At 45.7% G+C, this 23,269-nt stretch carries 19 protein-coding genes, 1 other RNA gene and 3 pseudogenes; 1 reads left to right on the forward strand and 22 read right to left on the reverse strand.

All coding sequences use genetic code 11. The annotated features are described in order from the left end of the window. A partial coding sequence (locus N5P32_RS05965) for a hypothetical protein (protein ID WP_265728209.1) occupies window positions 1-180 on the forward strand: 180 nt, incomplete at its 5' end. Here the strand turns inward: N5P32_RS05965 and N5P32_RS05970 are convergent. The 22 genes and pseudogenes from N5P32_RS05970 to mutL all read right to left on the reverse strand — a co-directional run bounded on the left by N5P32_RS05970 (window position 172) and on the right by mutL (window position 23,248). Beyond that, the gene (locus tag N5P32_RS05970; RefSeq protein WP_265728210.1) at window positions 172-948 is read right to left on the reverse strand and encodes a UDP-N-acetylglucosamine--N-acetylmuramyl-(pentapeptide) pyrophosphoryl-undecaprenol N-acetylglucosamine transferase; all 777 of its coding nucleotides are present in this window, start codon (window positions 946-948) and stop codon (window positions 172-174) included. The two genes, N5P32_RS05965 and N5P32_RS05970, sit on opposite strands and share 9 nt — an antisense overlap. Continuing rightward, window positions 945-2,138 (reverse strand): putative lipid II flippase FtsW, encoded by a 1,194-nt coding sequence (gene ftsW, locus N5P32_RS05975; protein WP_265728211.1) that lies wholly within the window; start codon window positions 2,136-2,138, stop codon window positions 945-947. Before ftsW ends, N5P32_RS05970 begins: the two co-directional genes overlap by 4 nt. Continuing rightward, entirely contained in the window at window positions 2,135-3,484 is a 1,350-nt protein-coding gene (gene murD, locus N5P32_RS05980) for a UDP-N-acetylmuramoyl-L-alanine--D-glutamate ligase (protein WP_265728212.1), read from the reverse strand. Before murD ends, ftsW begins: the two co-directional genes overlap by 4 nt. Before the next feature lie 9 nt (window positions 3,485-3,493). Next, window positions 3,494-4,575 (reverse strand): annotated as a pseudogene (mraY, locus tag N5P32_RS05985) (phospho-N-acetylmuramoyl-pentapeptide-transferase). A 14-nt stretch (window positions 4,576-4,589) separates the two neighbouring features. After that, on the reverse strand, window positions 4,590-5,936 hold the full coding sequence (locus N5P32_RS05990) for a UDP-N-acetylmuramoyl-tripeptide--D-alanyl-D-alanine ligase (protein ID WP_265728213.1): 1,347 nt from the start codon (window positions 5,934-5,936) through the stop codon (window positions 4,590-4,592). Beyond that, the gene (locus N5P32_RS05995) at window positions 5,926-7,281 is read right to left on the reverse strand and encodes a UDP-N-acetylmuramoyl-L-alanyl-D-glutamate--2,6-diaminopimelate ligase (RefSeq protein ID WP_265728214.1); all 1,356 of its coding nucleotides are present in this window, start codon (window positions 7,279-7,281) and stop codon (window positions 5,926-5,928) included. Before N5P32_RS05995 ends, N5P32_RS05990 begins: the two co-directional genes overlap by 11 nt. A gap of 109 nt (window positions 7,282-7,390) precedes the next feature. After that, a complete protein-coding gene (locus N5P32_RS06000; RefSeq protein ID WP_265728215.1) occupies window positions 7,391-9,154 on the reverse strand; it encodes a peptidoglycan D,D-transpeptidase FtsI family protein in 1,764 nt (587 codons plus the stop codon). After that, entirely contained in the window at window positions 9,151-9,429 is a 279-nt protein-coding gene (gene ftsL / locus N5P32_RS06005; protein ID WP_265728216.1) for a cell division protein FtsL, read from the reverse strand. Before ftsL ends, N5P32_RS06000 begins: the two co-directional genes overlap by 4 nt. After that, a pseudogene (gene rsmH / locus N5P32_RS06010) lies at window positions 9,422-10,359 on the reverse strand (16S rRNA (cytosine(1402)-N(4))-methyltransferase RsmH). The gene ftsL and the pseudogene rsmH overlap by 8 nt, the downstream one beginning before the upstream one ends. Continuing rightward, window positions 10,356-10,811, reverse strand: coding sequence for a division/cell wall cluster transcriptional repressor MraZ (mraZ, locus tag N5P32_RS06015; protein ID WP_265728233.1), 456 nt, complete (start codon window positions 10,809-10,811; stop codon window positions 10,356-10,358). The pseudogene rsmH and the gene mraZ overlap by 4 nt, the downstream one beginning before the upstream one ends. Before the next feature lie 273 nt (window positions 10,812-11,084). Beyond that, window positions 11,085-11,432, reverse strand: an RNA gene (gene rnpB / locus N5P32_RS06020) — RNase P RNA component class A. Between the two features lie 66 nt (window positions 11,433-11,498). Beyond that, window positions 11,499-12,806 (reverse strand): HAMP domain-containing sensor histidine kinase, encoded by a 1,308-nt coding sequence (locus N5P32_RS06025; RefSeq protein ID WP_265728217.1) that lies wholly within the window; start codon window positions 12,804-12,806, stop codon window positions 11,499-11,501. A gap of 6 nt (window positions 12,807-12,812) precedes the next feature. Beyond that, a complete protein-coding gene (locus tag N5P32_RS06030; protein WP_265728218.1) occupies window positions 12,813-13,511 on the reverse strand; it encodes a response regulator transcription factor in 699 nt (232 codons plus the stop codon). Window positions 13,512-13,715: 204 nt separating this feature from the next. Further along, window positions 13,716-15,014 (reverse strand): adenylosuccinate synthase, encoded by a 1,299-nt coding sequence (locus N5P32_RS06035; RefSeq protein WP_265728234.1) that lies wholly within the window; start codon window positions 15,012-15,014, stop codon window positions 13,716-13,718. A 38-nt stretch (window positions 15,015-15,052) separates the two neighbouring features. Then, the gene (locus N5P32_RS06040; protein ID WP_265728219.1) at window positions 15,053-16,231 is read right to left on the reverse strand and encodes an ATP phosphoribosyltransferase regulatory subunit; all 1,179 of its coding nucleotides are present in this window, start codon (window positions 16,229-16,231) and stop codon (window positions 15,053-15,055) included. A 12-nt stretch (window positions 16,232-16,243) separates the two neighbouring features. Further along, a complete protein-coding gene (locus N5P32_RS06045; RefSeq protein ID WP_114411119.1) occupies window positions 16,244-16,441 on the reverse strand; it encodes a DUF2065 domain-containing protein in 198 nt (65 codons plus the stop codon). A 115-nt stretch (window positions 16,442-16,556) separates the two neighbouring features. Next, window positions 16,557-17,438, reverse strand: coding sequence for a protease modulator HflC (gene hflC, locus N5P32_RS06050; RefSeq protein ID WP_265728220.1), 882 nt, complete (start codon window positions 17,436-17,438; stop codon window positions 16,557-16,559). After that, a complete protein-coding gene (gene hflK / locus N5P32_RS06055) occupies window positions 17,438-18,682 on the reverse strand; it encodes an FtsH protease activity modulator HflK (RefSeq protein ID WP_265728221.1) in 1,245 nt (414 codons plus the stop codon). Before hflK ends, hflC begins: the two co-directional genes overlap by 1 nt. 39 nt (window positions 18,683-18,721) lie before the next feature. After that, complete coding sequence (hflX, locus tag N5P32_RS06060; protein WP_265728222.1) at window positions 18,722-20,011, reverse strand: ribosome rescue GTPase HflX; 1,290 nt, start codon at window positions 20,009-20,011, stop codon at window positions 18,722-18,724. A 35-nt stretch (window positions 20,012-20,046) separates the two neighbouring features. After that, window positions 20,047-20,292, reverse strand: coding sequence for an RNA chaperone Hfq (gene hfq, locus N5P32_RS06065; protein WP_012070321.1), 246 nt, complete (start codon window positions 20,290-20,292; stop codon window positions 20,047-20,049). Between the two features lie 89 nt (window positions 20,293-20,381). Next, window positions 20,382-21,313: pseudogene (gene miaA / locus N5P32_RS06070) on the reverse strand (tRNA (adenosine(37)-N6)-dimethylallyltransferase MiaA). Between the two features lie 3 nt (window positions 21,314-21,316). Continuing rightward, window positions 21,317-23,248, reverse strand: a complete 1,932-nt coding sequence (gene mutL, locus N5P32_RS06075) for a DNA mismatch repair endonuclease MutL (protein WP_265728223.1) — start codon at window positions 23,246-23,248, stop codon at window positions 21,317-21,319. Window positions 23,249-23,269: the final 21 nt, after the last annotated feature.

A 23,269-nucleotide genomic window follows, 5' to 3' on the forward strand; every position in this document is an offset into this window, starting at 1 on the left:
CATCAAATCGAAGCCTTAGTCGAAAAACACGCACCGGATGATTGGCTACAAGAAGAAAAGTGCACGACGATGCCTTTCCTCACGACATCCCTAAATCCGTCGGCTACCACGCTTATTATTATGGTCAAAAGTCCCATTATGGTGTGGCGATATCTGCAAACAAGAAGGCCACTAGCGTAGAGCGGCGGTTTGCGGCGACGACGAAGACGCGCAACGTCGCATGATCATCGCCACGTTCGACACACCACAAGGTCCCGTTAAGAGTGATACCACCGATTCATAATTGCGCACGCCAGTTTGATGCCAAACATCCAATCGCTGAGCAAAAGGCCACGCGGCTAAAACTTGGGGCAGTACATCATTAATCGCCTTAGCCCCTAAACTTCCGCCAACCACCAACAATCGCAATGGTCTTGCACTGTCTTTTCTCGAATCCCTGACAGTCTGTTTCAAAATATCACGTCGAACAGGATTCCCTACACTGACAGCATTTGGCAAGGCCCCATCAAACGCCTGAAGCTTTGCGCTGGCCACCTTCGCAAGTAACCTGTTAGTGGTTCCCGCAACTGCGTTTTGCTCATGAATAACTAGAGGAATACCCAAAAGGCGAGCTGCCACACCACCAGGACCGGCAACAAAGCCGCCCATCCCCAAAACAACATCAGGCTTAATTTTTTGCAACACCGCGACCGCTTGGCCAATTGCGTGCAATATTCTAAACGGTGCCGCCAAAAGTCCAGTCAACCCTTTCCCTCTGACGCCTTTGATAGACAACGAATGCAAGACAATATTGTGCTTTGCCACCAGCGATTCTTCCATTCCCCCTTTGGAGCCGAGCCACTGAACATCCAACCCCTTATCTTTAAAGCTCTGTGCACAAGCCAATGCCGGATAGATGTGGCCACCGGTTCCGCCAGCCATAATAATGACTTTTTTTATACTACTCATGCCGTACTCTCTTTCGCAGCAACGCCTTTCTCTGTTCTGTGGGATTGTTCAATTCGTCTGTTCTCAATATCCACTCGGGCAACCACAAACAAACTTCCCAATGTAATAATCAAGCTACTTCCACCATAACTAATCAATGGTAACGTTAACCCTTTAGTCGGCAAGAAACCGGTATTTACGCCAATATTAATAATGACTTGAGCCAAAATCAGAATAGAAAAGCCGAAGCACATATAGGCGGCAAAAGGCCTGGACAGCGCCATGGCTTTATGACCAATTTTGAACGCGCGACTCACCATCAGAGCAAACAGAAAAATCAAAAAAACGCCGCCCACCATACCTGTTTCTTCCACCCAAATAGAAAAAACAAAATCCGTGTGCGCCTCAGGAAGATAAGAAAGCTTTTGCACACTATTACCTAACCCCAACCCAAACCATTCCCCTCTACCATATGCAATCAAGGCCTGACTCAGCTGATACCCTTCATTAAAAGGATCAGCCCAAGGGTCAATAAAGTTCATCAAACGCTTCATCCGATAACTTTCAGAAACCGCCACACCGGCCAAAACAAGCACAGCCATCCCCATAAGAGCAAGAAACTGGTAAAGCGGCGCACCACCTAAAAAGAGCAGCGCCATTACCGTACCAAGCAGCACAACAGACGCCCCGAAATCGGGCTCTAAAAGTAGAAAAAGTAGAAACACACCACACAAACAAAGCGGCAATATAAACCCAATCCAGCCTTGACGAAGGCGATCAGCACGGCGGACTAAATAGCCAGAGATATAAACCACCATACAGACTTTAGCCACTTCTGAAGCCTGAAGGTTAAACACCACCAAATTAATCCAACGTCGACTACCATTCACACTCTTACCGATACCCGGTAGCAATACAAATATCAGCAACATAAGAGACAACCCCATCATCAGGATGCCCCATTTTTGCAGCTGCTGGGTGGGTAATGACAGCAGCACCCAACCAAACACCAAACCCAAAACAAGATAAAGTACCTGACGTCCCATAAAGAAATAAGGGTGACCATGAATTGTCTCGGAAATGGAAATAGAAGCACTTGAAACCATCACCATTCCAAGCGCTAGAATCGACACAACTGAAGCAACAAAAATAGCGTCTACTTGAGCAAACTCTTTTAAAGAAACTCGATCAAACAGCGACAGCCATGTCATAAAGCAGAAACCAAATCAGCGAAGTGCTGACCTCGCACCTCATAATTTTTATACATATCTAAGCTTGCGCAGGCAGGAGAAAACAACACAATGTCACCATCTCTAGCGTCTTCAGCAACACTTACCACGATCTGATCAAGCGTATCAAAACGCCTAACTTCCGTATCCGAGGTTAATACGTCCGCAATACGATCCGCGTCCTTACCAAAGAGATAGACAATACGCACCAAATCACTCACAGGCTTGGTAAGAGCACTGAAATCCGCGCCTTTTCCTTCTCCACCAGCAATAAGCACAATGTTCTTCGCCGAAGCCGACCCCAACCCCTGAAGAGCCGCCAGCGTTGCGCCAACATTGGTTCCTTTGGAATCGTTAATGTAAGTCACACCATTTAGCGTTCGTACTGTTTCGCAGCGATGAGGCAAACCGCCAAATTCCAGCAACACTTTTTCCACGCCAGCCGATTTCACATCCATGCCCAGCAACTCAATCATGGCCAAAGCCGCCAAGACATTCGCGTGATTATGAGAACCTTTCAAAGCAATTTGAGACGTGTGATACAGTCTTTCAACACCACGACACAACCAAGCACCATCACTGTCCTTGAGCATGCCATACTCCTTCAGATCTGGACTCTTCGTAGTGAAGGCACGAACTGGCACACCTTCCGCTAACAAAGGTGCTGTCAAAATATCCTGTTTGTTGCAGACGGCCGCCTTACAGCCTCGATAGACTTTTTGTTTGGCTCGTTGATATTCATAAAGATCTTTGTAACGATCCATATGATCTTCAGAAACATTAAGAAGACAGGCAAGATCAGCCTGTAGGGCATGAGTTGTCTCAAGCTGAAAGCTCGACAGCTCAAGCACATAAAAATCAGTATTAGGAGAAAGCAAATCCAACGCTGGAAGCCCTAAATTGCCACCCGCTTTGGCATCTTTACCGCATGCTTGAAGCAACATCGCCACCAACGTCGTCACGGTACTTTTGGCATTCGAACCAGTAATAGCCACGAACGGAGCATCGACGTAGTCACAAAACAAATCAATATCACCACGCATAGTAACGCCACGCGCAGCCAAACGCTCTAACACAGGCGTTCGAAGGGCAATACCTGGGCTAACAAACAGCTCCGTCACGCCCAGTGTTTCCAGCACCGCTAGGTCGCCAGTAAAAATCCGATCCTCCGAACAAAACCCTTTGGCTTGCTCCAATCCCGGAGGATTCTCACGAGAATCAACCACATAAAACTCGATCCCTTTGCTTGCCAAAAAGCGTACGCAAGACAAGCCTGTCGCCCCCAAGCCGACAACGGCTCTAACCCGATCTGACCCGATCAACGACATTTAACACTCCTAACGTACTTTTAACGTAGCAAAACCAACAAGAACAAGACAAACGGTAATGATCCAAAACCGCACAATAACTTTTGGCTCAGCCCACCCCTTTAATTCGAAATGATGGTGAATCGGAGCCATCCTAAATATTCTTCGTTTCGTCAATTTATAAGACGCAACTTGCAAGATAACGGAAACGGTTTCCATTACAAAAACACCGCCCATAATGAACAACACCAATTCCTGACGAACGATAACAGCAATCGTACCTAAGGCGGCACCTAATGCCAAAGAGCCCACATCACCCATAAATATTTGGGCTGGGTACGTGTTAAACCACAAGAACCCCAAACCGGCGCCAGCCAATGCGGCACAAAACACCAACAACTCACCAGAACCATGCACATACGGAATCAACAGATAATCTGCAAAGCGAACATTACCGGTCAAATAGGCAAAAACGCCCAATGCACCACCCACCAACACAGTCGGTAGAATTGCCAATCCATCCAAACCATCCGTCAAATTAACCGCATTACTGGTTCCAACGATAACAAAATAGGTAAGCACAATAAAAAATGCCCCCAAAGGAATGGCCACATCTTTAAACAAAGGAACAATTAGCGCGGTTTCAGCTGGCGTACTGGCGGTGTAATACAAATACACAGCTGCCGCCAAGCCAAATATACTCTGCCAGAAATATTTCCAACGACCAGGAAGGCCACGTGGATTTTTTTCAACTACTTTTCGGTAGTCATCAACCCAGCCGACCACACCGAATGCCAACATCACCAAAAGCACAACCCAAACATACTGATTGCGCAAATCCCCCAAAGAAGCGTACTTACTGAAATGGAAAAGATAATCAGCGCACCACCCATGGTTGGCGTTCCCGCTTTTGATAAATGCGACTGAGGACCATCATTTCGAACAGCTTGGCCAATTTGCAAACGCTGCAATAACAAAATCACCTTATTGCCAATCAGTAAAGAAATAGCCAACGCAGTAAGAACACCCAAGATGGCACGTAGAGACAAGTAATTAAATACTGAGAAAAAAGTATGGTACTTACTTAAATAAGCCGTTAGCAGAAGTAACATTGTTAAGGATTATCCTAATTAATTAATGCTTCAATGACGTTTTCCATTTTAGCGGAGCGGGAGCCTTTCACTAAAATGGCGTGTTTTTTATCAAGAGGACGAACCACCGTTGCCGCCTCCTCATGGGTATTACAAAAAATAGCGTTACCACCCAACTCTTTAAACGCTTCACCCGCAATACCCGCTATAGGACCGACACAAATCAAATGCGAAATTCCTTTGTTTTTTGCATACACACCCAATCCATGATGTATCGCATCTCGTTGAGAGCCAAGTTCGCCCAGCGCACCCAAAACCAACCAGGTTTCATTAGCAGGCTGCATAGACAGAACATCAATAGCGGCTTCAACCGATTTTGGGCTAGCATTGTAACAATCATTAATTAGCAGAGCGCCATTTTTTGATGTTAATCGTTCCAATCTACCTGACACCAAGACGGGCGCGGCTAATTTATCAGTCGCTCGTTTAAAACCAATCCCCATTAGCAGCATAGCCAATACAACCGCCATGCCATTGGCAATTTGATGCTTCCCGGCACCAGCAATTACGACTGGCAATGAATGCCCGCCATAATGAAACACCGCTTTACTGAATTCGGCATCCAATTCAACCTCAGACGCGTAAAGATCAGCCGCACTCGAAAAGCCAAAAGAATACACTTTGCGACCAGAAGCCAAGCCGCACCAATATGAAAAATATTGATCATCTGCATTCAACACAATACTGGCGTTGGGAGCCGATCCTGAAATCAACCCACCTTTTTCTTGCGCAATGGCCTCAAGCCCACCAAGTCCTTCAAAGTGACTACCGCTTGCGTTGGTCAATATCACAATATCCGGAAATGCCACGTTGGCAAGCAAAGGTATTTCGCCAGTAAAACTGGTTCCAGCCTCGATTACTGCCACATCATAAACACTCTCTAATTCAAGAAGCGTTTGCGGCACACCCACTTGATTGTTCAAATTGGCGCGTGTTTTTAACACATTTCTGTCATCAAGTGATTGAGCCAGCCAATCTTTTACGGTTGTTTTACCATTACTGCCGGTAATACATACAACAGGCCCTTTAAATGCCTCTCTTACCAAGCGAGCAATCGCACCATAAGCCAAAACGGTATCGGCAACCTTGATGTAATTGGACGAATCAACATCGCGGCTCACTACCGCAGCAACAGCACCATTTCGCATCGCTTGAGAGACATAATCGTGACCATCGAAGCGGTCGCCTTTTATAGCAACAAAGAGCGCCCCGGCAACTACTTTTCTAGTATCAGTCACCACAGACTCTAATACACGATCAGGTCCAAACAACTCACCACCACAGGCTTTTGCAACATCCGATAACGTCAGCTTAATCAACATACGCTTCCACCGCTTTCAACGCCTCTTCTTTGTCATCAAAATGATGCTTCACACCCTGAATATCCTGATAAGATTCATGCCCTTTTCCAGCGATTAGAATCACATCATTAACACTTGCAGATGCAACAGCATAGCGAATAGCCTTTCGACGATCTGGCTCAAAACTGTATGAGTCACCAGATTTTGTCTCAGACAAAACGTCCGAGAATATTTGATCGATCGACTCAGTTCGCGGATTATCAGACGTCAGCCAAACATAATCGGCATATTGCATGGCCGCTTCCATCATCAATGGTCGCTTACCTCGATCCCTATCACCACCACAGCCAAATACACAAATAAGTCGACCATGAGAATGCTCCTTTAGTGCCTGCAGTGCGACTTTTAAAGCATCTGGAGTATGGGCATAATCCACCACCACCAGTGGCGCCTCTGACAACTGCACCTTGTCCATTCTTCCTGGCGCCCCGCGCAACATAGACAAGCCGGTAATCAACGTATCTTTATCGGTTACGTCATGCCAAAGACTCGCCAGCGCCGCCAACGCATTTTGCACGTTGAAGCGCCCTAGCAAAGGTAAAAAAACATCGCTCTCACCATCTGGGTGACATAAAGTAAAACGACAACCCGATGGCTCAAATGTCAGCCCTTTCACATAAAAATCAGCCTGGCTGTTTTGCTCGCTATAATAATGACACTCTGAACCAACAGCCGCTTCAGCCATAAAGCCAGCATATTCATCATCAAGGCAAAAAACAGAATGAGATAAACTGTCAAACGCAAACAATCGCTGTTTTGCTGCAGCATAAGACACCATGTCTCCATGATAATCTAGATGGTCACGAGAAAGATTCGAGAATACCGCCGTTTGAAATGGCACACCGACAATTCGCCCCTGATCCAGCGCATGAGATGACGCCTCAAAAGCCACAAAATTCACACCTGACTCAGCAAGAGACATTAACGTATTGTGCATTGACAACAGATCCGGTGTGGTTTGTTTCGCTTCCGACAACGCTCCCAGCGAACCAACGCCAAACGTACCCACTAAGCCACTATTAAAACCAACATATTTGGCTAATTGAGCAATATAAAAACAAATAGAAGACTTACCATTGGTACCTGTCACCGCCACCATTTTCTGAGGCATTGCACCAAAATATTGATGCAGGCAATCCACCAACAGCATTGCTGGATCAGCCACTGCCACAAGATCAATGTCCTGACGCGTCAAGTTTAATTCAGCAGGAACGACCGCAACCTTACAGCCAAGCGCCACCACCGCGTCCAAATAGTCCCAACCATTTGAAGAAACGCCAGGCAAAGCAAAAAACACTGCTAGCATCAACCTTTCGGCTGTCGGTTTCGAGTCGGCTATATAAAGCAGAATGCGGATTACCCTGTGAAGGATAACCCGCCAAATTAAGCAATTGCGTATGTGTTAATTGCCCCATCTAACCACCTTGTACAACTTGGTAAGGAACTTTCTTAGGTTCTAAGCGAACTTCTCGCAGACCTTCCGGTAGATCGGGATATATATTCAAGGTAGTCAATGCACCCTCCATCACGCGAGAAAATACCGGAGCCGCCACTTCGCCACCATAATACTCTCTCCCTTTAGGGTCATTAATCATCACCACCATAGCCAATCTTGGGTTTGATGCAGGCGCAACCCCAGCAAAAAGAGCGATATATTGATCATATTCATACCCTTTGGTGCCCACTTTATGCACAGTACCTGTCTTTCCAGCAACCCGATAACCTGGAATTTTCGCCGCTTTACCAGAACCTTTCTGCACAACAGATTCCATCATTTTCACAACATCTTGAGCAATTTTATGAGGTATAACTTGCTTTCCATCCGCCGGAACGTCCTGCTTAAAGATGGTAACAGGTACTCGGTAGCCTCCATTTGCCAATGTCATGTAAGCTTGAGCCAACTGCAACGTCGACACAGACAACCCATAGCCATACGACAAGGTCGCAATTTCTGATGGGTGCCATTTAGGATGAGAAGGAAGAACGCCAGATGCTTCGCCGGGAAAACCAATACCGACGGGTGAACCAATACCCAGTTCGTAGTCCATATTCCAGACCGCATCTTGGGGCAGGGACAGGGCAACTTTAGAAGCGCCCACGTTACTTGACTTAATCAGCAATTTTTCAAAATCAATGACACCGTAATTAGCCGCATCACGAATGGTAAAACGACCAAATCGCAAATACCCCGGCGACGTATCGATTGTCGTTTCAGTACTGTACTGACCTGACATTAAAGCCGCCGATATAGTGAAAGGCTTCATGGTAGAACCAGGCTCAAATAAATCGATGACAGCACGATTTCGCAACTCTTCATATTCCAGTTTCGAACGATCATTTGGGTTGTAGGATGGCTGGTTCACCATCGCTAAAATCTCACCTGTTTTCACATCCAATATAACCGCAGAAGCCGAGGTAGCACGATGCTCTGTCACAGCAGCTTTTAACTCTCGATAAGCTAAATATTGCAACCTAAGATCAATACTCAACTCAATGTTTTCACCAGGATGCTCAGCCTCTTCGACCCCCACACCACGAATAATATTACCGGACAGGTCTTTCACATAGCTTCGACGGCCAGGTTGACCTTCTAGTGCTTGGTCATAGGCAAGCTCTATTCCCTCTTGACCTTTATCATCAATATTTGTAAACCCAACCACATGAGAAGCCACCTCTCCTGCTGGGTAAAAGCGCTTATACTCTTTCGTTTTACTGACGCCCACCACATCCGCCGCCATGATAGCATCCGCTTCATGAGGTGGGATTTGACGTCTTAGATACATGAAGGAACGCGTTTTATTGGCCTCAAACTTCTCTTGCAACCAAGCTCGACCCACCCCCATCACTTCCGCTAAGCGTTTGATCTCTTGCTCAGGCCCCATATTTGATGAAGGATCAACCGGCATTTTCCACAACGCTTTGGGGTTCGCAATAATCGTCCAGGTTGGCGTGCTAACAGCAAGAGGCTCACCCCGACGATCCAAAATCATCCCTCTTGTCGCGGGAATGGACTCCGTTCGAACGGCACGAATTTCGCCTTGATTTTGCAAAAAAGCCTTATCTACGACCGTCAAATAAAACAGACGACCACCTGCGACAAGAAACAGCAACAAAGCAATGCCATATACAAACCTAAAGCGCCATTTTCCTGGGGTGTGAACACTATTTTCAATATTCATGGCTTCACTATTATCAATTCATCCTGAGAGGGTGCATGCATGTTTAAATCTTTAATAGCCGCTTGCTCTAAACGACTAGGCTGGGTGAGCGCACTTTGTTCCAAAAGCAGCTGCCCCCATTTTACTTCGTAATCCACTTCATCTTGTTTCAATGTCTGCAGATAGGAAAAATCTTTCCTAAAATCATATACTTGAATAACCACGCCGACAGACACCATCGACAAAAGCAAAACGCCGATAGCAAACAGTAACGGCGAAAAGCGAAACTTAATCACTCACTCGCTCCAAAACACGCAATACAGCACTACGAGAGCGAACGTTCTCACTGACTTCCGATTTTGATGGCTTGATGGCCTTACCTACCGTTTTGAACTTGATATCCAAATGCGCGTTCTGAATGGGCAAATGTCTTGGCAACTCAGGCCCCTTCGCTTTCAACTTCATAAAGCGTTTAACAATACGATCTTCAAGTGAATGAAAACTAATAACCGCCAAACGACCACCCACTTTCAACGCTTCTGCCGCGGCATCAAGGCCAACTTCCAAATCACCCAATTCATTATTAATATGAATTCGAATACCCTGAAATGCGCGTGTTGCTGGGTTCTTGCCTTTCTCCCAAGCGGGATTTGCCTCTGCGACAATTTTAGACAGCTGGAGAGTTGTAAGGATGGGGGTATGAGCTCGATATTCGCAGATAGCTTTTGCAATACGACGAGAAAACCGTTCTTCTCCGTATTGGTACATCACATCCGCCATGTCTTTTTCACTTACGGTCGCAATCCATTGTGCTGCACTTAGCCCTTGATCTGGGTTCATCCGCATATCGAGGGGGCCGTCATTCATAAAACTAAAGCCGCGTTCCGCATCATCAATTTGGGGGATGAAACACCCAAATCCATCATCACACCGTCCACTTTATCTACACCAAAGACGGCAGATATATGTTCAGACATATTCGCAAAGCTGTCTTGCACAATAGAAAAACGACTGTCTTCTTGTTCTAACGCTCGACCATGACCAATAGCGACCGGGTCTTTATCAAAACCAAGCAACCGCCCTTGATCAAGTCGATCCAAAACCAAACGAGTATGCCCTCCTCGACCAAACGTCCCATCAACATAAAGGCCGTTGGTATCAGTAACCAGCATATCGACGGACTCATTAAGCATGACGCTAATGTGTTCTGCCATCGTCTTTGTCATAAAGAAATATCCATCATGGTTTCAGTTTGTAAGTCCTCAAGAGCATCTTGAGACAAGTAATCTTCACGCTGTGCTTCCCACTCTTCTTGGCTCCAAATCTCTAACTTTTTACCTTGGCCAAGGATCGTTATTTTTTTGTCTAATCGAGCAAATTCACGCAGAGGAGCAGGCAGTAAAATCCGTCCCGCTTTATCCACTTCTAAATCCGTTGCATGCCCCACCAAAAGACGCTGAAGACGGCGTGCTTGAGGCTGGAAAGTAGGCAACTTATCCAATTTCTGTTGAATCAACTCCCATTCAGACAAGGGATACAGCAACAAACATCGAGAAACAGGATCAATGGTCACAACAACGCCATCGTCATCATATTGGGCAAGATCATCGCGTAAGCGTGCAGGGAGCGACATTCGCCCCTTCACATCGACACTTACCTGATGAATCCCACGAAACATTTCCATATCCCACTTATCGACACTTTATCCCACAATTTAACACTATTTATGAAAAAGAGTAAAAAAAATCCAACCAAATAGGCAAAAATAGATGCAATGATTTTGTAAAGGAGATAAAAACCAGAAAAAGAGAGAAGCAAAACAACGAAAAAGCAGCCAAACATCCCCTAACGCTAAAAGGACATTTAGACAAAACATTTATAAGATAAGAAAAAGAAATACATACCAAGGAGTGGTATTTTCGAAAACCAGAAGAGTAACTAGAAATGAAAATGTGCAAGTTGGCCGATAAGCCGGGTTCTGTCGTGGACAGTCATTCATCTAATACGTACATCACTGCACGTCTTTAGCAACCTACCCGAACTCAGCGCGGGTCACGCCAAAGAGTTCCTATTTGGTCTTGCTTCAAGTGGGGTTTACCTTGCCACGAACTGTTGCCAGTCGCGCGGTGCGCTCTTACCGCACCATTTCAACCTTACCGGCAGTAAACTGCTTAGGCGGTGTATTTTCTGCTGCACTTTCCGTAGGCTCACGCCCCCAGGCGTTACCTGGCACTTTACCCTGCGAAGCCCGGACTTTCCTCCCCCCAATAAATTGAGCGGCGACTGCCTGGCCAACTTGCGATGCGCATACTACTTAGGTAACAAGACAATGACAAGTGGTTTATCGAGAAGATCACTTTTGCCATTAAGCGACAGGCAATTGAAAACACACCTCCAAGCCGCCACCATCACGATTTCGTGCCGTTATTTGCCCCTTATGAGCTCGAATTATACGCTGAGAAATGGTGAGCCCGACACCAAATCCGCCACTGTTTGCCTCACGAGCCTCGGAGGATCGATAAAAAGCATGAAAGATCTTTTCCAGCTTATCGTCCGACACGCCTGGACCGTTGTCTCGTACATAAATATAAGCCATACCCGACTTTTCTTGAGTTTCAACTTCAATAACACCACCACTGCCCGCGTAGAAACAGGCGTTACGCAGCACATTTTCAATGGCGTGCCTTAATTGAAGCGGGTCACCTAAAATAGTTTTTGGTACACGACCCAACTTAGTCACAGAGATCCCTTTTAGCTGACTCTCAAAACTCACATCATCCACGATGTCACCCAACCACTCCTGAAGATCCATCTCTTCTTTGATCAGTGACGCAGCCTCCAAACGACTCAAAGTAAGCACCTGACCAATCAGCTCATCAAGCTCATGCAATTCCGTACGAATTCGGCACAGATAGCCCTTTTGGGACTCGATCGCATACTTGTCTTCTGCGATTGTTAGAGCCACCTCAATTCTTGCCAGCGGCGTTCTCAGCTCATGGGAAACATCTCGCATCAAACGCTCTTTCGATGATAATAAAGTCTCAATACGAACCGCCATCTCATTAAACTCACGAGCCAGCTTACCTACCGCATCACTGCGGCGAGCAAGTTTATTCTCAACTCGAGCAGACATATCACCCTGCCCAAAAGAGCGCGCAGCACGCTGCAACTTAAGTAAAGGACCCAACAACCAATAAGCCAAGACTCCGCTGGACACCAATAAACCCAATAACGAAAACCCCACCACAACTTCAGGAGCTAGCGAATTAATTTCTGGATTTGGCTTAAAAATCAGCAAATATTGGATATTGTTGCCGCCAATCACCTGAATAAACTGACTGTGCAAAAAATCAGCCGCAGGACGACCTGAAACACTCGGTGCGTTTTGCTCCCTAAAGTTACGAGGCAATGGATTCAATAGAGGACGACCATTTTCCTGATAAAGATAAATCGTCCCAGATAAGCGCTTCTCGGCCTTCTTTGCCTCTTCCTTTAACGAAGCAACACCAAACTTTTCATAACCAGCCACCAACTGAACACCAACATCGCCCAGCACATCAGCCGACACCTGATTGCGTTTTTGGATAAATTGAACCATTCCCAATCCAATACTGACGACAACAATATTGGACAGCAACACCACCAAAAACACACGCAGAAAAGTATTTTTCATGAAAAGCTAAGCACCCTGCTCATTTGACACAAATATATAGCCAACACCTCGTACCGTTTTAATGCGAGGATCACCATTGTCTAAATTACCAATTTTTTTACGCAAGTTACTAATGTGCATATCCAGACTTCGATCATACATAGTCAATTTACGACCCAACGCCTTCTCAGACAGTTCCTGCTTGGTCAAAACCTGCCCCGGCACCATCAACATACACTCAAGCAGTGTGTATTCAGACGTCGTCAACTCAACCAATTCACCTTCAAGATAGACCGTTCTATCTTTTCGACGCAACAACACACCAGACAGCTCAATATCCGCCGTTGGATCATCTTCACGCTCTTGACTTGCTCTTCGCAAAATAGCCTTTATACGAGCCAACAACTCACGAGGGTTAAATGGTTTAGATAAGTAGTCATCCGCTCCCATCTCCAAACCAAGAATGCGATCAATATCATCCCCCTTGGCCGTCAACATAATCACTGGAACAGCACTTTTATTACGGATCTGCTTTAGCGTTTCAAAGCCATCCAATTCCGGCATCATCACATCAAGAATCACAATATCTGGCATATCTGCAGCCATCAGCTCTAACGCTTCTCTACCATTCCAAGCATGAGTAACATCATAACCCTCACCATCAAAGTACTCTTTAATTAGATCAGACAAACGAGCATCATCATCAGCAAGCAACAACTTAACCATAAATATTCCCTCTTGATTTCCATTATTCAGACAGCAACCACGTTGCTATAAATTCAATTGTAAATATTACCCTAGCCCTCTTCAAACGCAGCCCCCTCTTTTCACTCTATTTACAAAGAATACTAATATGGTGAACTTAACCTGTAATATAAACAAAAAAAGCCGCTAAAAGCGGCTTTTGAAAAACAAACAGTACCAATTAACTTATTGCTTGAACGGGTCACGTAAGACAATTGTCTCGTTGCGATCAGGACCCGTCGAAATAATATCAATAGGGACACCCACTTGCTCTTCCAAGAAGCGGATGTAGTCTTGGGCATTTTTAGGCAGCGCTTCAAAATTAGGCGCCCCAACAGTCGATTCAGTCCAGCCAGGTAACTCAACATAAACCGGCTTAGCCTGCTCATAACCCTCACTGTCCACCAAAGAACCAGCAACTGGGTTACCCTCTGCATCAGCGTATGAAACACATACTTTAATAACAGAAGAACCATCCAAAACATCAAGCTTGGTCAAACACATACCAGATACAGAGTTGATTTGAACAGCGTGGCGCAAAGCAACCGCATCAAACCAACCACAACGACGAGAACGCCCAGTAGTGGCACCAAACTCATGTCCGCGGCGACCTAAACGCTCACCATCCTCATCAAAAAGCTCGGTAGGGAAAGGACCTGAACCAACGCGAGTGGTATACGCTTTGGTAATGCCCAACACATAATCCAAGTACAACGGGCCAAAACCTGTACCAGCAGGAGCACCACCAGCCGTCGTATTTGAAGACGTCACATACGGGTAAGTACCGTGATCCACGTCCAACAACGACCCTTGAGCACCTTCAAACATAATGTTCGCACCCGCTTTGCGCAAATCATGCAACAAAGTAATGGTGTCAGCCACCATTGGACGCAAGAACTCAGCCATTTCCAAACCAGCAGCATAGACATCATCAAACGAGATAGGCTCAACTTTATGATACTGAGTCAGTACAAAGTTGTAGTACTCCAACACTTCTTTTAATTTTGCTGCAAAGCGCTCAGAGTCCAACAAGTCGCCAACACGAATTGCTCGACGAGCCACTTTATCTTCATAGGCAGGCCCAATACCACGACCAGTAGTACCAATCTTTTTCTCGCCTTTCGCAAGCTCACGAGCTTGGTCAATAGCAATATGGTAAGGAAGGATTAGAGGACAAGCCGCACTGATTTTAAGACGGTCAACCGCTGGCACGCCCTGCTCAAGAAGCTCAAGAACCTCTGCTTTCAAAGCCGCAGGTGACAACACCACACCATTACCAATGATACACTGAACACCTTCACGCAAAATACCAGAAGGAATCAAATGCAAGACAGTTTTCTTGCCATCGATAACCAAAGTGTGGCCAGCATTGTGACCACCTTGAAAACGCACTACCGCAGCAACGTCTTCTGTCAGTAAATCAACAACCTTACCTTTACCTTCGTCACCCCATTGAGTGCCTAGAATAACAACATTTTTACCCATAATTTCAGGTCTCATTTAGATAGTTCTTAAAGAAAAGTCTAGCTCTGAGCTGGCATCAACTGCCAAGTCTCACAAACAAATTCCAGCTTAAAATCAGCATCTCCAGTGTAAATGTCATCCAAAACCTCTACCACTCGATATCCCTCAGCACGCAAGGAATTTGCTTTCTGCCAAAGCTCATCACTTGAGCAAACTGGCGACAGAACCGTTTTTGGCTTATTAACCGTTACATCAGTCAAAGCCACCAAAGCCTTCACATCCGTACTAAAACCCGTTGCAGGACGAGATCGACCAAACACTTGCCCGATATTGTTATAACGCCCACCACGAGCAATCGCATTACCGTGACCAGGAACATAAGCCGCAAAAACAACACCAGTGTGATAGCTATAAGACACCAAATCACTCAGATCAAAGTGCAAACCAACACCAGGGAAACGCTGGCCAACCTTGCTGCTTATTTCCGTCAATAAAACAATCGCGTCTTTGATAGATTCATTAACATTGCCCAGTAGTTCCATCGCTTGTTGCAATACTTCCTTACCACCGCACAAACGGGGTAAGCCAACCAACCACTGTCTTTGGGCGACCGTCAGACAAGCAAGCTCTTCAACGTAACGATCAAGTTCTGGGAGGTCTTTCGCCTTATACAACTCAATCAATTTACCTTCTTGGTCCGCATTTAGGTCACACGCAGCAAGAACACCACTCACAACATCAACATGCCCAAGATCAAGAACAAGACTAGACAAGCCTGCCGCGGACAACGTTTGCAACATCAAGGACAACACCTCAACATCACTCTCAACACCACCATGACCATAAATTTCTGCACCTAACTGAATAGGGCTACGAGTACCATCCAAACCTGCAGGCATAGTCCGTAAAACACTGCCACAATAACTCAAACGTTGAACGCCATCATCTTTAAGGCAATGAGCATCAATACGAGCAACTTGGGATGTAAAATCGGCACGAATACCTAAGAGTCGACCTGATAACTGGTCAATAACTTTGAATGTTTCAATCTCTAGGTCTGAGCCAGCTCCCGTAAGAAGGGAGTCTAAATACTCTAAAAGAGGAGGTATTACTAAGTGGTATCCCCAACTTTCATGGAGATTAAGCAGAGTTCTTCTAAGGTGCTCGATTTTAGCGGCCTGCTCAGGCAACGCCTCATCAACCCCTTCGGGAAGTAACCAGCGATCTGCTAATGTCATTCAATTATCCTCTTAGCTTCGAGTCAGCAAAAGAAGCATTAATCCAAGAAACATACTAACCGCACCCAGAATACGCAAATTCAAATCCGAGCTAGCGATAGCTTTCACCATAATTTCCCGCCAAACATTTGGAACAAGAAATGGCAAAACTCCCTCTGCGATCAATAAAAGGCTGACGCCAACCAGCAGCGACTGCAACAATTCCTGCATAGATTCTCTTTATTTTGACCATTAAAAAACCGGGCCTGGCCCGGTTTGCGTAATAGTACCATGTTTCCCATTTTAACAAATAGGCCTCATGTACGATTATTGATGATTATCTACTCTATTTAGCATTACCAGTTGTAGAACTGTTCAAATACTTGAAGAATTCACTGTCTGGTTCAAGCACAAACAAATCGCTGCTTCCATTAAAGCTTTCACGATACGCCTGAAGGCTACGGTAGAACTCGTAGAACTCAGGATCTTGCTTGTAGACTTTGGAGTAAATCGCCGCTGCCTTTGCATCGCCATCACCGCGAATCATCTCCGCGTCTCGCTGCGCTTCTGCTTCTAGAACAACCTGCTGACGGTCAGCGTCAGCACGAATACCTTCGGCCAGCTCCAAGCCTTTCGATCTATGCTCACGCGCTTCACGCTCACGCTCTGTTCTCATTCGCTGATAAACAGATTCACTTACATCAGGCGGTAGATCAATACGCTTGACTCGAATATCCACGATAGAGATACCAAGTTCATTCTGAGCAACTTTATTCAGGTCGTCACGCAACTCAGTCATTAGCTGATCACGCTCCCCAGAAACCACCTCATGCATCGTACGCTCACCAAACTTATTACGCAGTCCAGTATCAACACGAGAAGATAATACACGGTTCGCTACAAACTCATCACCAGACGTTGCCTGGTAAAATTTTGCAACAGAATCGATCTTCCACTTAACGTACGAATCAACCACAACCGCTTTTTTCTCTAACGTTAAATAACGCTGAGGACGCGAATCCATGGTTAAAATTCGAGCATCAAATGTTTTAACTTCATTCATAATTGGCAGCTTGAAATGAATACCAGGCTTTACATCATCCTGAACAATCTCACCAAACTTAAGCACCACAGCACGTTCTGTTTCGTTGACAACGAAAAGTGTCTGAGAGGCAACCAAAGCACCGAGAAGCACAACAAATAAAACTGAAAAAGAAAAACCTTTCATTAGTTTCTGCCCTCTCTACGGATGGTTGCACTTTGACGCTTACGAATCTCATCAAGAACCTGATCAGTCAACGCCCCAATATTTCCAGAATTCACAACACCAGCCCCTTTAGACGAGTCAGCTCGTTGCTTCATCAGCTGATCTAAAGGCAAATACATCATGTTATTTCCACCTTTCGTATCAACAACAACTTTATTCACATCTTTATAAACCGATTCCATCGTCTCGATATACAAACGACGACGGGTTACGTCTGGCGCTTTCGTATACTCACGATACAGTCGATCAAAACGATCCGCCTGACCACTGGCACGAGCAACAATCTCAGAACGATAAGCTTCCGCTTCCTCTCTAATACGCTGAGCACGACCGCGAGCTTCTGGAATAATGCCATTTGCGTAAGATTCGGCCTCATTGCGCACTCGCAACTCATCCTCTTTCGCTTTAATAACATCATCAAATGCCTCTTGAACCTGAGTCGGCGCTTGAGTATTTTCAACGTTCACTTTCGAAATCAGCAAGCCAGTACCGTAGGCATTGCTGTAATCCTGAATACGCGCTTTAACCTCTGTCGCCAATAATTCACGACCTTCCGTTAAAATCTGATCCATTTCAGAGCTACCCACAACATGGCGAAGCGCACTCTCTGTGACCTGAGCTAGAGACTCCTCAGGGTTACGAACATTCAACAAGAAATCTTTTGGATCTTGAACAGAATATTGTACAGATACACCCACCTCGACAATCGCATCATCCACTGTCAACATCAGCGCTTTGTGATCATGAGAGCGAACCTTAGTAACATTTACCTTACTAACGGTATCAATCGTCGGTGGATTCCAATGAAGACCCGGCATTACGGTAGAATGGTATTTGCCCAAGCGAAGCACAACACCGCGCTCTTGCTGATCCACCTGATAAACACCCGTAGCCGCCCAAAGCGCAATCAAAGCCAATAAAATAACAGCAATCAGACCACCACCAAATTTGCTAGGCAAATTAGAATCACCGCCATTCGAGCCGCCAGACTTGCGAGATTTTTTCACTCCCAACATGTCCATCAACTTACGAAAGGCTTCATCCAAATCTGGTGGACTCTGATCACGACCGCCGGCTTTTCGCCCCCACGGATCATTATTAGTCTCTTTCTCACGACCCCCATCAGGGCGTCCAGCACCATTTTCACGGTTTTTATCTGGATTCCATGGGTCATTGTCGTTATTACCCGGTTCATTCCAGGCCATACTACATCTCCACTTTATTTTAATGATAATCCTGACAGCCTACACAGCCTCAATCTGATCCTCAGACATACCTGCGCGAGCCAAAATCTGCAAATAATCTTTTTTAGGCAACTTTACATCGAGCACAAACCGCCCCACTTCATCAAAGTGTTCCGACTTAACCGCCCCATGCTCAAACAACATAGCCCGTAAACGACCATATTGGTTTGATAAACAAAGCGTTTCATTAAAAACATCTTCCGCCAACAGTTCAGCAATGGCCTGCTTAAGCAAATCAATTCCCTGACCATCACGAGCAGACAACCAAACACGCAAAGGGTTCCCGTCTGCATCACGATCAATTCGAGGCTCCGACGTTGGCAAGGCATCAATTTTATTAAATACTTTAAGAGTTGGAACCTCATTCGCTCCAATTTCTTCCAACACCGAATCCACGTGCTTCATATTCTCATCACGTGAAATATCAGCGGCATCAACAACATGCAACAACAAATCGGCTTCAGAAGATTCTTTTAACGTAGCCTGAAATGCCTTAATCAATCGGTGTGGCAGTTGACGAATAAAACCAACTGTATCCGCCAAAACAACAGAACCAACTTGCTCAATATCTAAGCGTCGCAATGTTGGATCAAGCGTTGCAAACAACTGATCCGCTGCGTACACCTCCGCTCCAGTCGCTCGATTGAATAGAGTCGACTTGCCTGCGTTAGTATAGCCAACTATTGACACTGTCGGGACGGAAGATCTATCACGAGAACGACGATTTTGATCTCGCTGAGATCCTACTTTTGCCAATCGTTTTTGAATGGCTTTGATACGTTCACGAAGCAAACGACGGTCCGTCTCTAACTGCGTTTCACCTGGACCACGCATACCTATACCACCTTTTTGGCGTTCTAAGTGCGTCCAACCACGGATTAATCGAGTAGACATATGCTGAAGTTGAGCCAACTCTACTTGCAGCTTACCTTCGTGTGTACGAGCGCGCTGTGCAAATATATCCAATATCAGACCTGTACGATCCAATACTCGACACTGCAAAACACTTTCTAAGTTACGTTCTTGGGAGGGAGACAAAGCGTGATCGAAAAGAACCACTTGGGCTTCTTCTCGATCAACAATGTCTTTTATTTCTGCAAGTTTGCCAGTACCGATAAAGTATCTAGCATCAGGACGCTGACGCGACCCTGATACAACAGCTACAGGATCCGCACCAGCAGAAATAGCAAGCTCAACAAATTCTTCAGGCCCATAAGATTCACTCTGGTCATTAAAATCTATATGAACTAATACCGCTATTTCACCACTATCAGGGCGTTCAAAAAACAATCTAGTATTCCTCTGTTCGTCTCAATTCAGACAAACTATTCAGCGTCATCTTCCGGCTGATCAGGAGACGGGATGCGAATTGTACGGGAAGGTACAACTGTAGAAATGGCATGTTTATAAACCATCTGACTAACAGTATTTTTCAATAGAATCACAAACTGATCGAATGATTCGATTTGACCTTGAAGCTTAATTCCGTTTACAAGAAAGATAGAAACTGGCACTCTTTCTTTACGTAAAATATTCAGATAAGGGTCTTGTAATGATTGCCCTTTTGACATGGTGATCTCCTTAAACAAGCAAAAAATATTAAATTAAATATTGATAAAACAATACTGTAGATACTACACCAAATTTTTATCTATTTCCCCTATATAATCCTGCTTTCTATGTAATTCAAGGCCTCCGGCACAAGATCTTTTGACAAACTATCAAAAATCATTAAATCGTCCCATCCCCTCAACCAAGTAAGCTGCCTTTTCGCCAATTGACGAGAAGCAACCACACCTTTAAAGATAGCATCTTCCAGCAAATCAACACCGTCTAAATATTGCCACAATTGTCGATACCCAACACAACGCATGGAAGGCATATCACCTGTCAAGTCACCGCGACGGTACAACCCTTCTACCTCATCTAAAAAACCCTGATCCATCATGTCATAAAAACGCTGCTCGATTCGCTCATGCAAGACACTTCTTTCCTTTGGCATCACCGCCATATTGATCATATCGAAAGGCAAAGAAACAGCGTCTTGCTCAGCCCAATACTGCGTCATTGTTTTTCCTGTTAAACGATACACCTCTATAGCACGCTGAAGGCGCTGAGGATCATTAGGGTGAATACGTGACGCTGCATCGGGATCAAACCTCTGCAACTCCTCATGCAATGCATTCCAGCCCTTCTCAGCCGCCTCAGACTCAATCAATGCCCGAAGCTCAGCGTCAGCCTGTGGCATTTCAGCCAACCCCTTCTGTAACGCATTGAAATACATCATAGTACCGCCCACTAAAAGGGGGTTTTCCCCTTAGCGAGAATCTCTTGCGATTGCTCAACCGCATCCAAGACAAAATCCGCAGCCGAATACGACTCCAAAGGGTCAATAATATCGATCAGTCGATGAGGTGCTTTAGCAAGCAACTGCGCATCAGGCTTAGCCGTACCAATGTTCATTCCCTTATAAACTAAAGCGGAGTCCACGCTAATAATTTCAAAATTATGGCGCTGCACAAGCTCAACAGCCAACCCTGTTTTCCCCGAAGCCGTAGGCCCCATTAAACAAACAACATGTGGTTTCGTCATGCCTCAACGCCCTCTTAAGAATAGTTTATCTAGGTCTGACATACTTAAATGCGCCCAAGTAGGCCGACCATGATTACACTGCCCACTGCGCTCGGTCACTTCCATATCACGAAGAAGGCTATTCATCTCAGCAATGGTCAGTTTGCGATTGGCTCTCACCGCACCATGACACGCCATAGAAGCCATAAGCTCATTCGCTCTCGACTCCATTAAGTCGGACACGCCATTTGTTGATAAGTCACTAATAACGTCACGAACCAGACCTTCAACATCCCCACGAATCAGTATAATAGGAACCTCACGAACCATCACACTTTCTAAGCCTGTCCTTTCCACACGAAATCCGAACGTCTCAAAAACATCACCGCTTTCTTCAACAAGATCCGCCTCACTTTGTGAGACAGAAACGTTAATCGGCACCAACAAAGGCTGAGACGCAATATTTTTTTGATAAAACGCCGTTTTCATCCGCTCATACACAATACGCTCATGAGCCGCATGCATGTCTACCAGTATTAAACCCTGCTCACTTTCAGACAGAATATAGACACCATGCAATTGCGCCACCGCAAACCCCAAAGGCGGCACCGCTTGATAATCGCCATCCGATCGCGCAAATGGATTTTCGGTCCCTCCCAATGAACTCGGAGGCGAAACCTCTCTAATTTCACCCGTGTCAGGATCAATCTCTTCTGTTTTAGACGCATAATCTTGAGCAAAACCCGACAGACGACGCATACCATCTAGCTGACCACGCACCTCTGACGCACCCAAAGAGCTCGAAGGAGAATTCGATTGCATCCACTCCATACCAGAAGCCGCAGGACGATTCGATAACGGCAAAGCAGATTGCTCTGTCATACTTGACCCGTATGAAGAAGGCTCACTGGCAGCAGCGTCTTGCATACCCGTTGGCGCTCCATCCGATTCAGGACGCACATCAGCAATGGCCTTATGAATTCGACTAAACAGGAAATCATGAACCAATCGCCCATCACGAAAACGAACTTCATGTTTGGTCGGATGGACGTTAACATCAACAGTAGAAGGGTCCAGTTCAAGATACAAAACAAAAGTCGGATGGCGGCCATTGTATAAAACATCGCGATAAGCTTGACGAACAGCGTGAGCCACCAACTTATCCTTCACAACTCGCCCATTCACGAAAAAATACTGCAAATCGGCCTGAGAGCGAGAAAAGGTTGGCAACCCAATCCACCCCCACAAACGAAGACCTGCCGCCTCCACATCCAGCGTCAGTGAGTTTTCAATAAACTTTTTACCCAACAAGGTCGCCAGCCGATGTTCCGCGTGCAATTGGTCGGTCACTGGACGAAGGTCATACACCTGCTTGCCATTATGACTCAACCTGAAACCCGTCTTGTAGCGACTGAGCGCCAAACGCTTCACCACCTCTTCAAGATGGGCGAATTCGGTTTTTTCGGTTCGAAGGAATTTTCGTCGCGCTGGCGTGTTGAAAAACAAATCTCTTACATCTATGGTCGTTCCCTGCGGATGCGATGCTGGGCGAATGGCCGTCGCCATATCTTTCCCTTCTGCCTCAACGCGCCATGCCTCTACTTCGTTTTCTGCCTGCGACGTAAGGTGCATCCGTGAAACAGAACTAATACTCGCCAAGGCTTCACCACGAAACCCCAAAGTACGCACAGCCTCAAGATCATCTAATGTGATGATTTTACTGGTCGCATGTCGACTTAGCGCCAATGACAAATCTTCTTTAACAATCCCAGTACCATTATCACGAATCTTTATTCGCCTAACGCCACCTTGCTCAACGTCAATGTCGAGCTGCGAGGCTCCGGCATCCAAGCTGTTTTCCAACAACTCTTTCACGACAGATGCAGGACGTTCAACCACCTCACCGGCGGCAATCTGGTTTGCTAATCGCGGTGACAAAAGATGTATTCTTTGCATGAATGACCTTTAATATATGCG

The sequence above is a fragment of the Marinomonas pontica genome, assembly GCF_026191375.1.
GTDB lineage: Bacteria > Pseudomonadota > Gammaproteobacteria > Pseudomonadales > Marinomonadaceae > Marinomonas > Marinomonas pontica.

What these genes read in the sequence shown, in the direction of transcription:
- mraZ (WP_265728233.1), bottom strand. Translation starts at nt 10,811, where the DNA reads ATGTTTCGTGGGATTCATCAGGTAAGTGTCGATGTGAAGGGGCGAATG.
- ftsW (WP_265728211.1), bottom strand. Translation starts at nt 2,138, where the DNA reads ATGACATGGCTGTCGCTGTTTGATCGAGTTTCTTTAAAAGAGTTTGCT.
- mutL (WP_265728223.1), bottom strand. Translation starts at nt 23,248, where the DNA reads ATGCAAAGAATACATCTTTTGTCACCGCGATTAGCAAACCAGATTGCC.
- N5P32_RS06035 (WP_265728234.1), bottom strand. Translation starts at nt 15,014, where the DNA reads ATGGGTAAAAATGTTGTTATTCTAGGCACTCAATGGGGTGACGAAGGT.
- N5P32_RS06030 (WP_265728218.1), bottom strand. Translation starts at nt 13,511, where the DNA reads ATGGTTAAGTTGTTGCTTGCTGATGATGATGCTCGTTTGTCTGATCTA.
- N5P32_RS06025 (WP_265728217.1), bottom strand. Translation starts at nt 12,806, where the DNA reads ATGAAAAATACTTTTCTGCGTGTGTTTTTGGTGGTGTTGCTGTCCAAT.
- murD (WP_265728212.1), bottom strand. Translation starts at nt 3,484, where the DNA reads ATGTCGTTGATCGGGTCAGATCGGGTTAGAGCCGTTGTCGGCTTGGGG.
- N5P32_RS06000 (WP_265728215.1), bottom strand. Translation starts at nt 9,154, where the DNA reads ATGAATATTGAAAATAGTGTTCACACCCCAGGAAAATGGCGCTTTAGG.
- hflC (WP_265728220.1), bottom strand. Translation starts at nt 17,438, where the DNA reads ATGAAAGGTTTTTCTTTTTCAGTTTTATTTGTTGTGCTTCTCGGTGCT.
- N5P32_RS06040 (WP_265728219.1), bottom strand. Translation starts at nt 16,231, where the DNA reads ATGACATTAGCAGATCGCTGGTTACTTCCCGAAGGGGTTGATGAGGCG.
- hfq (WP_012070321.1), bottom strand. Translation starts at nt 20,292, where the DNA reads ATGTCAAAAGGGCAATCATTACAAGACCCTTATCTGAATATTTTACGT.
- N5P32_RS05995 (WP_265728214.1), bottom strand. Translation starts at nt 7,281, where the DNA reads ATGCTAGCAGTGTTTTTTGCTTTGCCTGGCGTTTCTTCAAATGGTTGG.
- N5P32_RS05970 (WP_265728210.1), bottom strand. Translation starts at nt 948, where the DNA reads ATGAGTAGTATAAAAAAAGTCATTATTATGGCTGGCGGAACCGGTGGC.
- hflK (WP_265728221.1), bottom strand. Translation starts at nt 18,682, where the DNA reads ATGGCCTGGAATGAACCGGGTAATAACGACAATGACCCATGGAATCCA.
- N5P32_RS05990 (WP_265728213.1), bottom strand. Translation starts at nt 5,936, where the DNA reads ATGTTGATTAAGCTGACGTTATCGGATGTTGCAAAAGCCTGTGGTGGT.
- N5P32_RS06045 (WP_114411119.1), bottom strand. Translation starts at nt 16,441, where the DNA reads ATGCAGGAATTGTTGCAGTCGCTGCTGGTTGGCGTCAGCCTTTTATTG.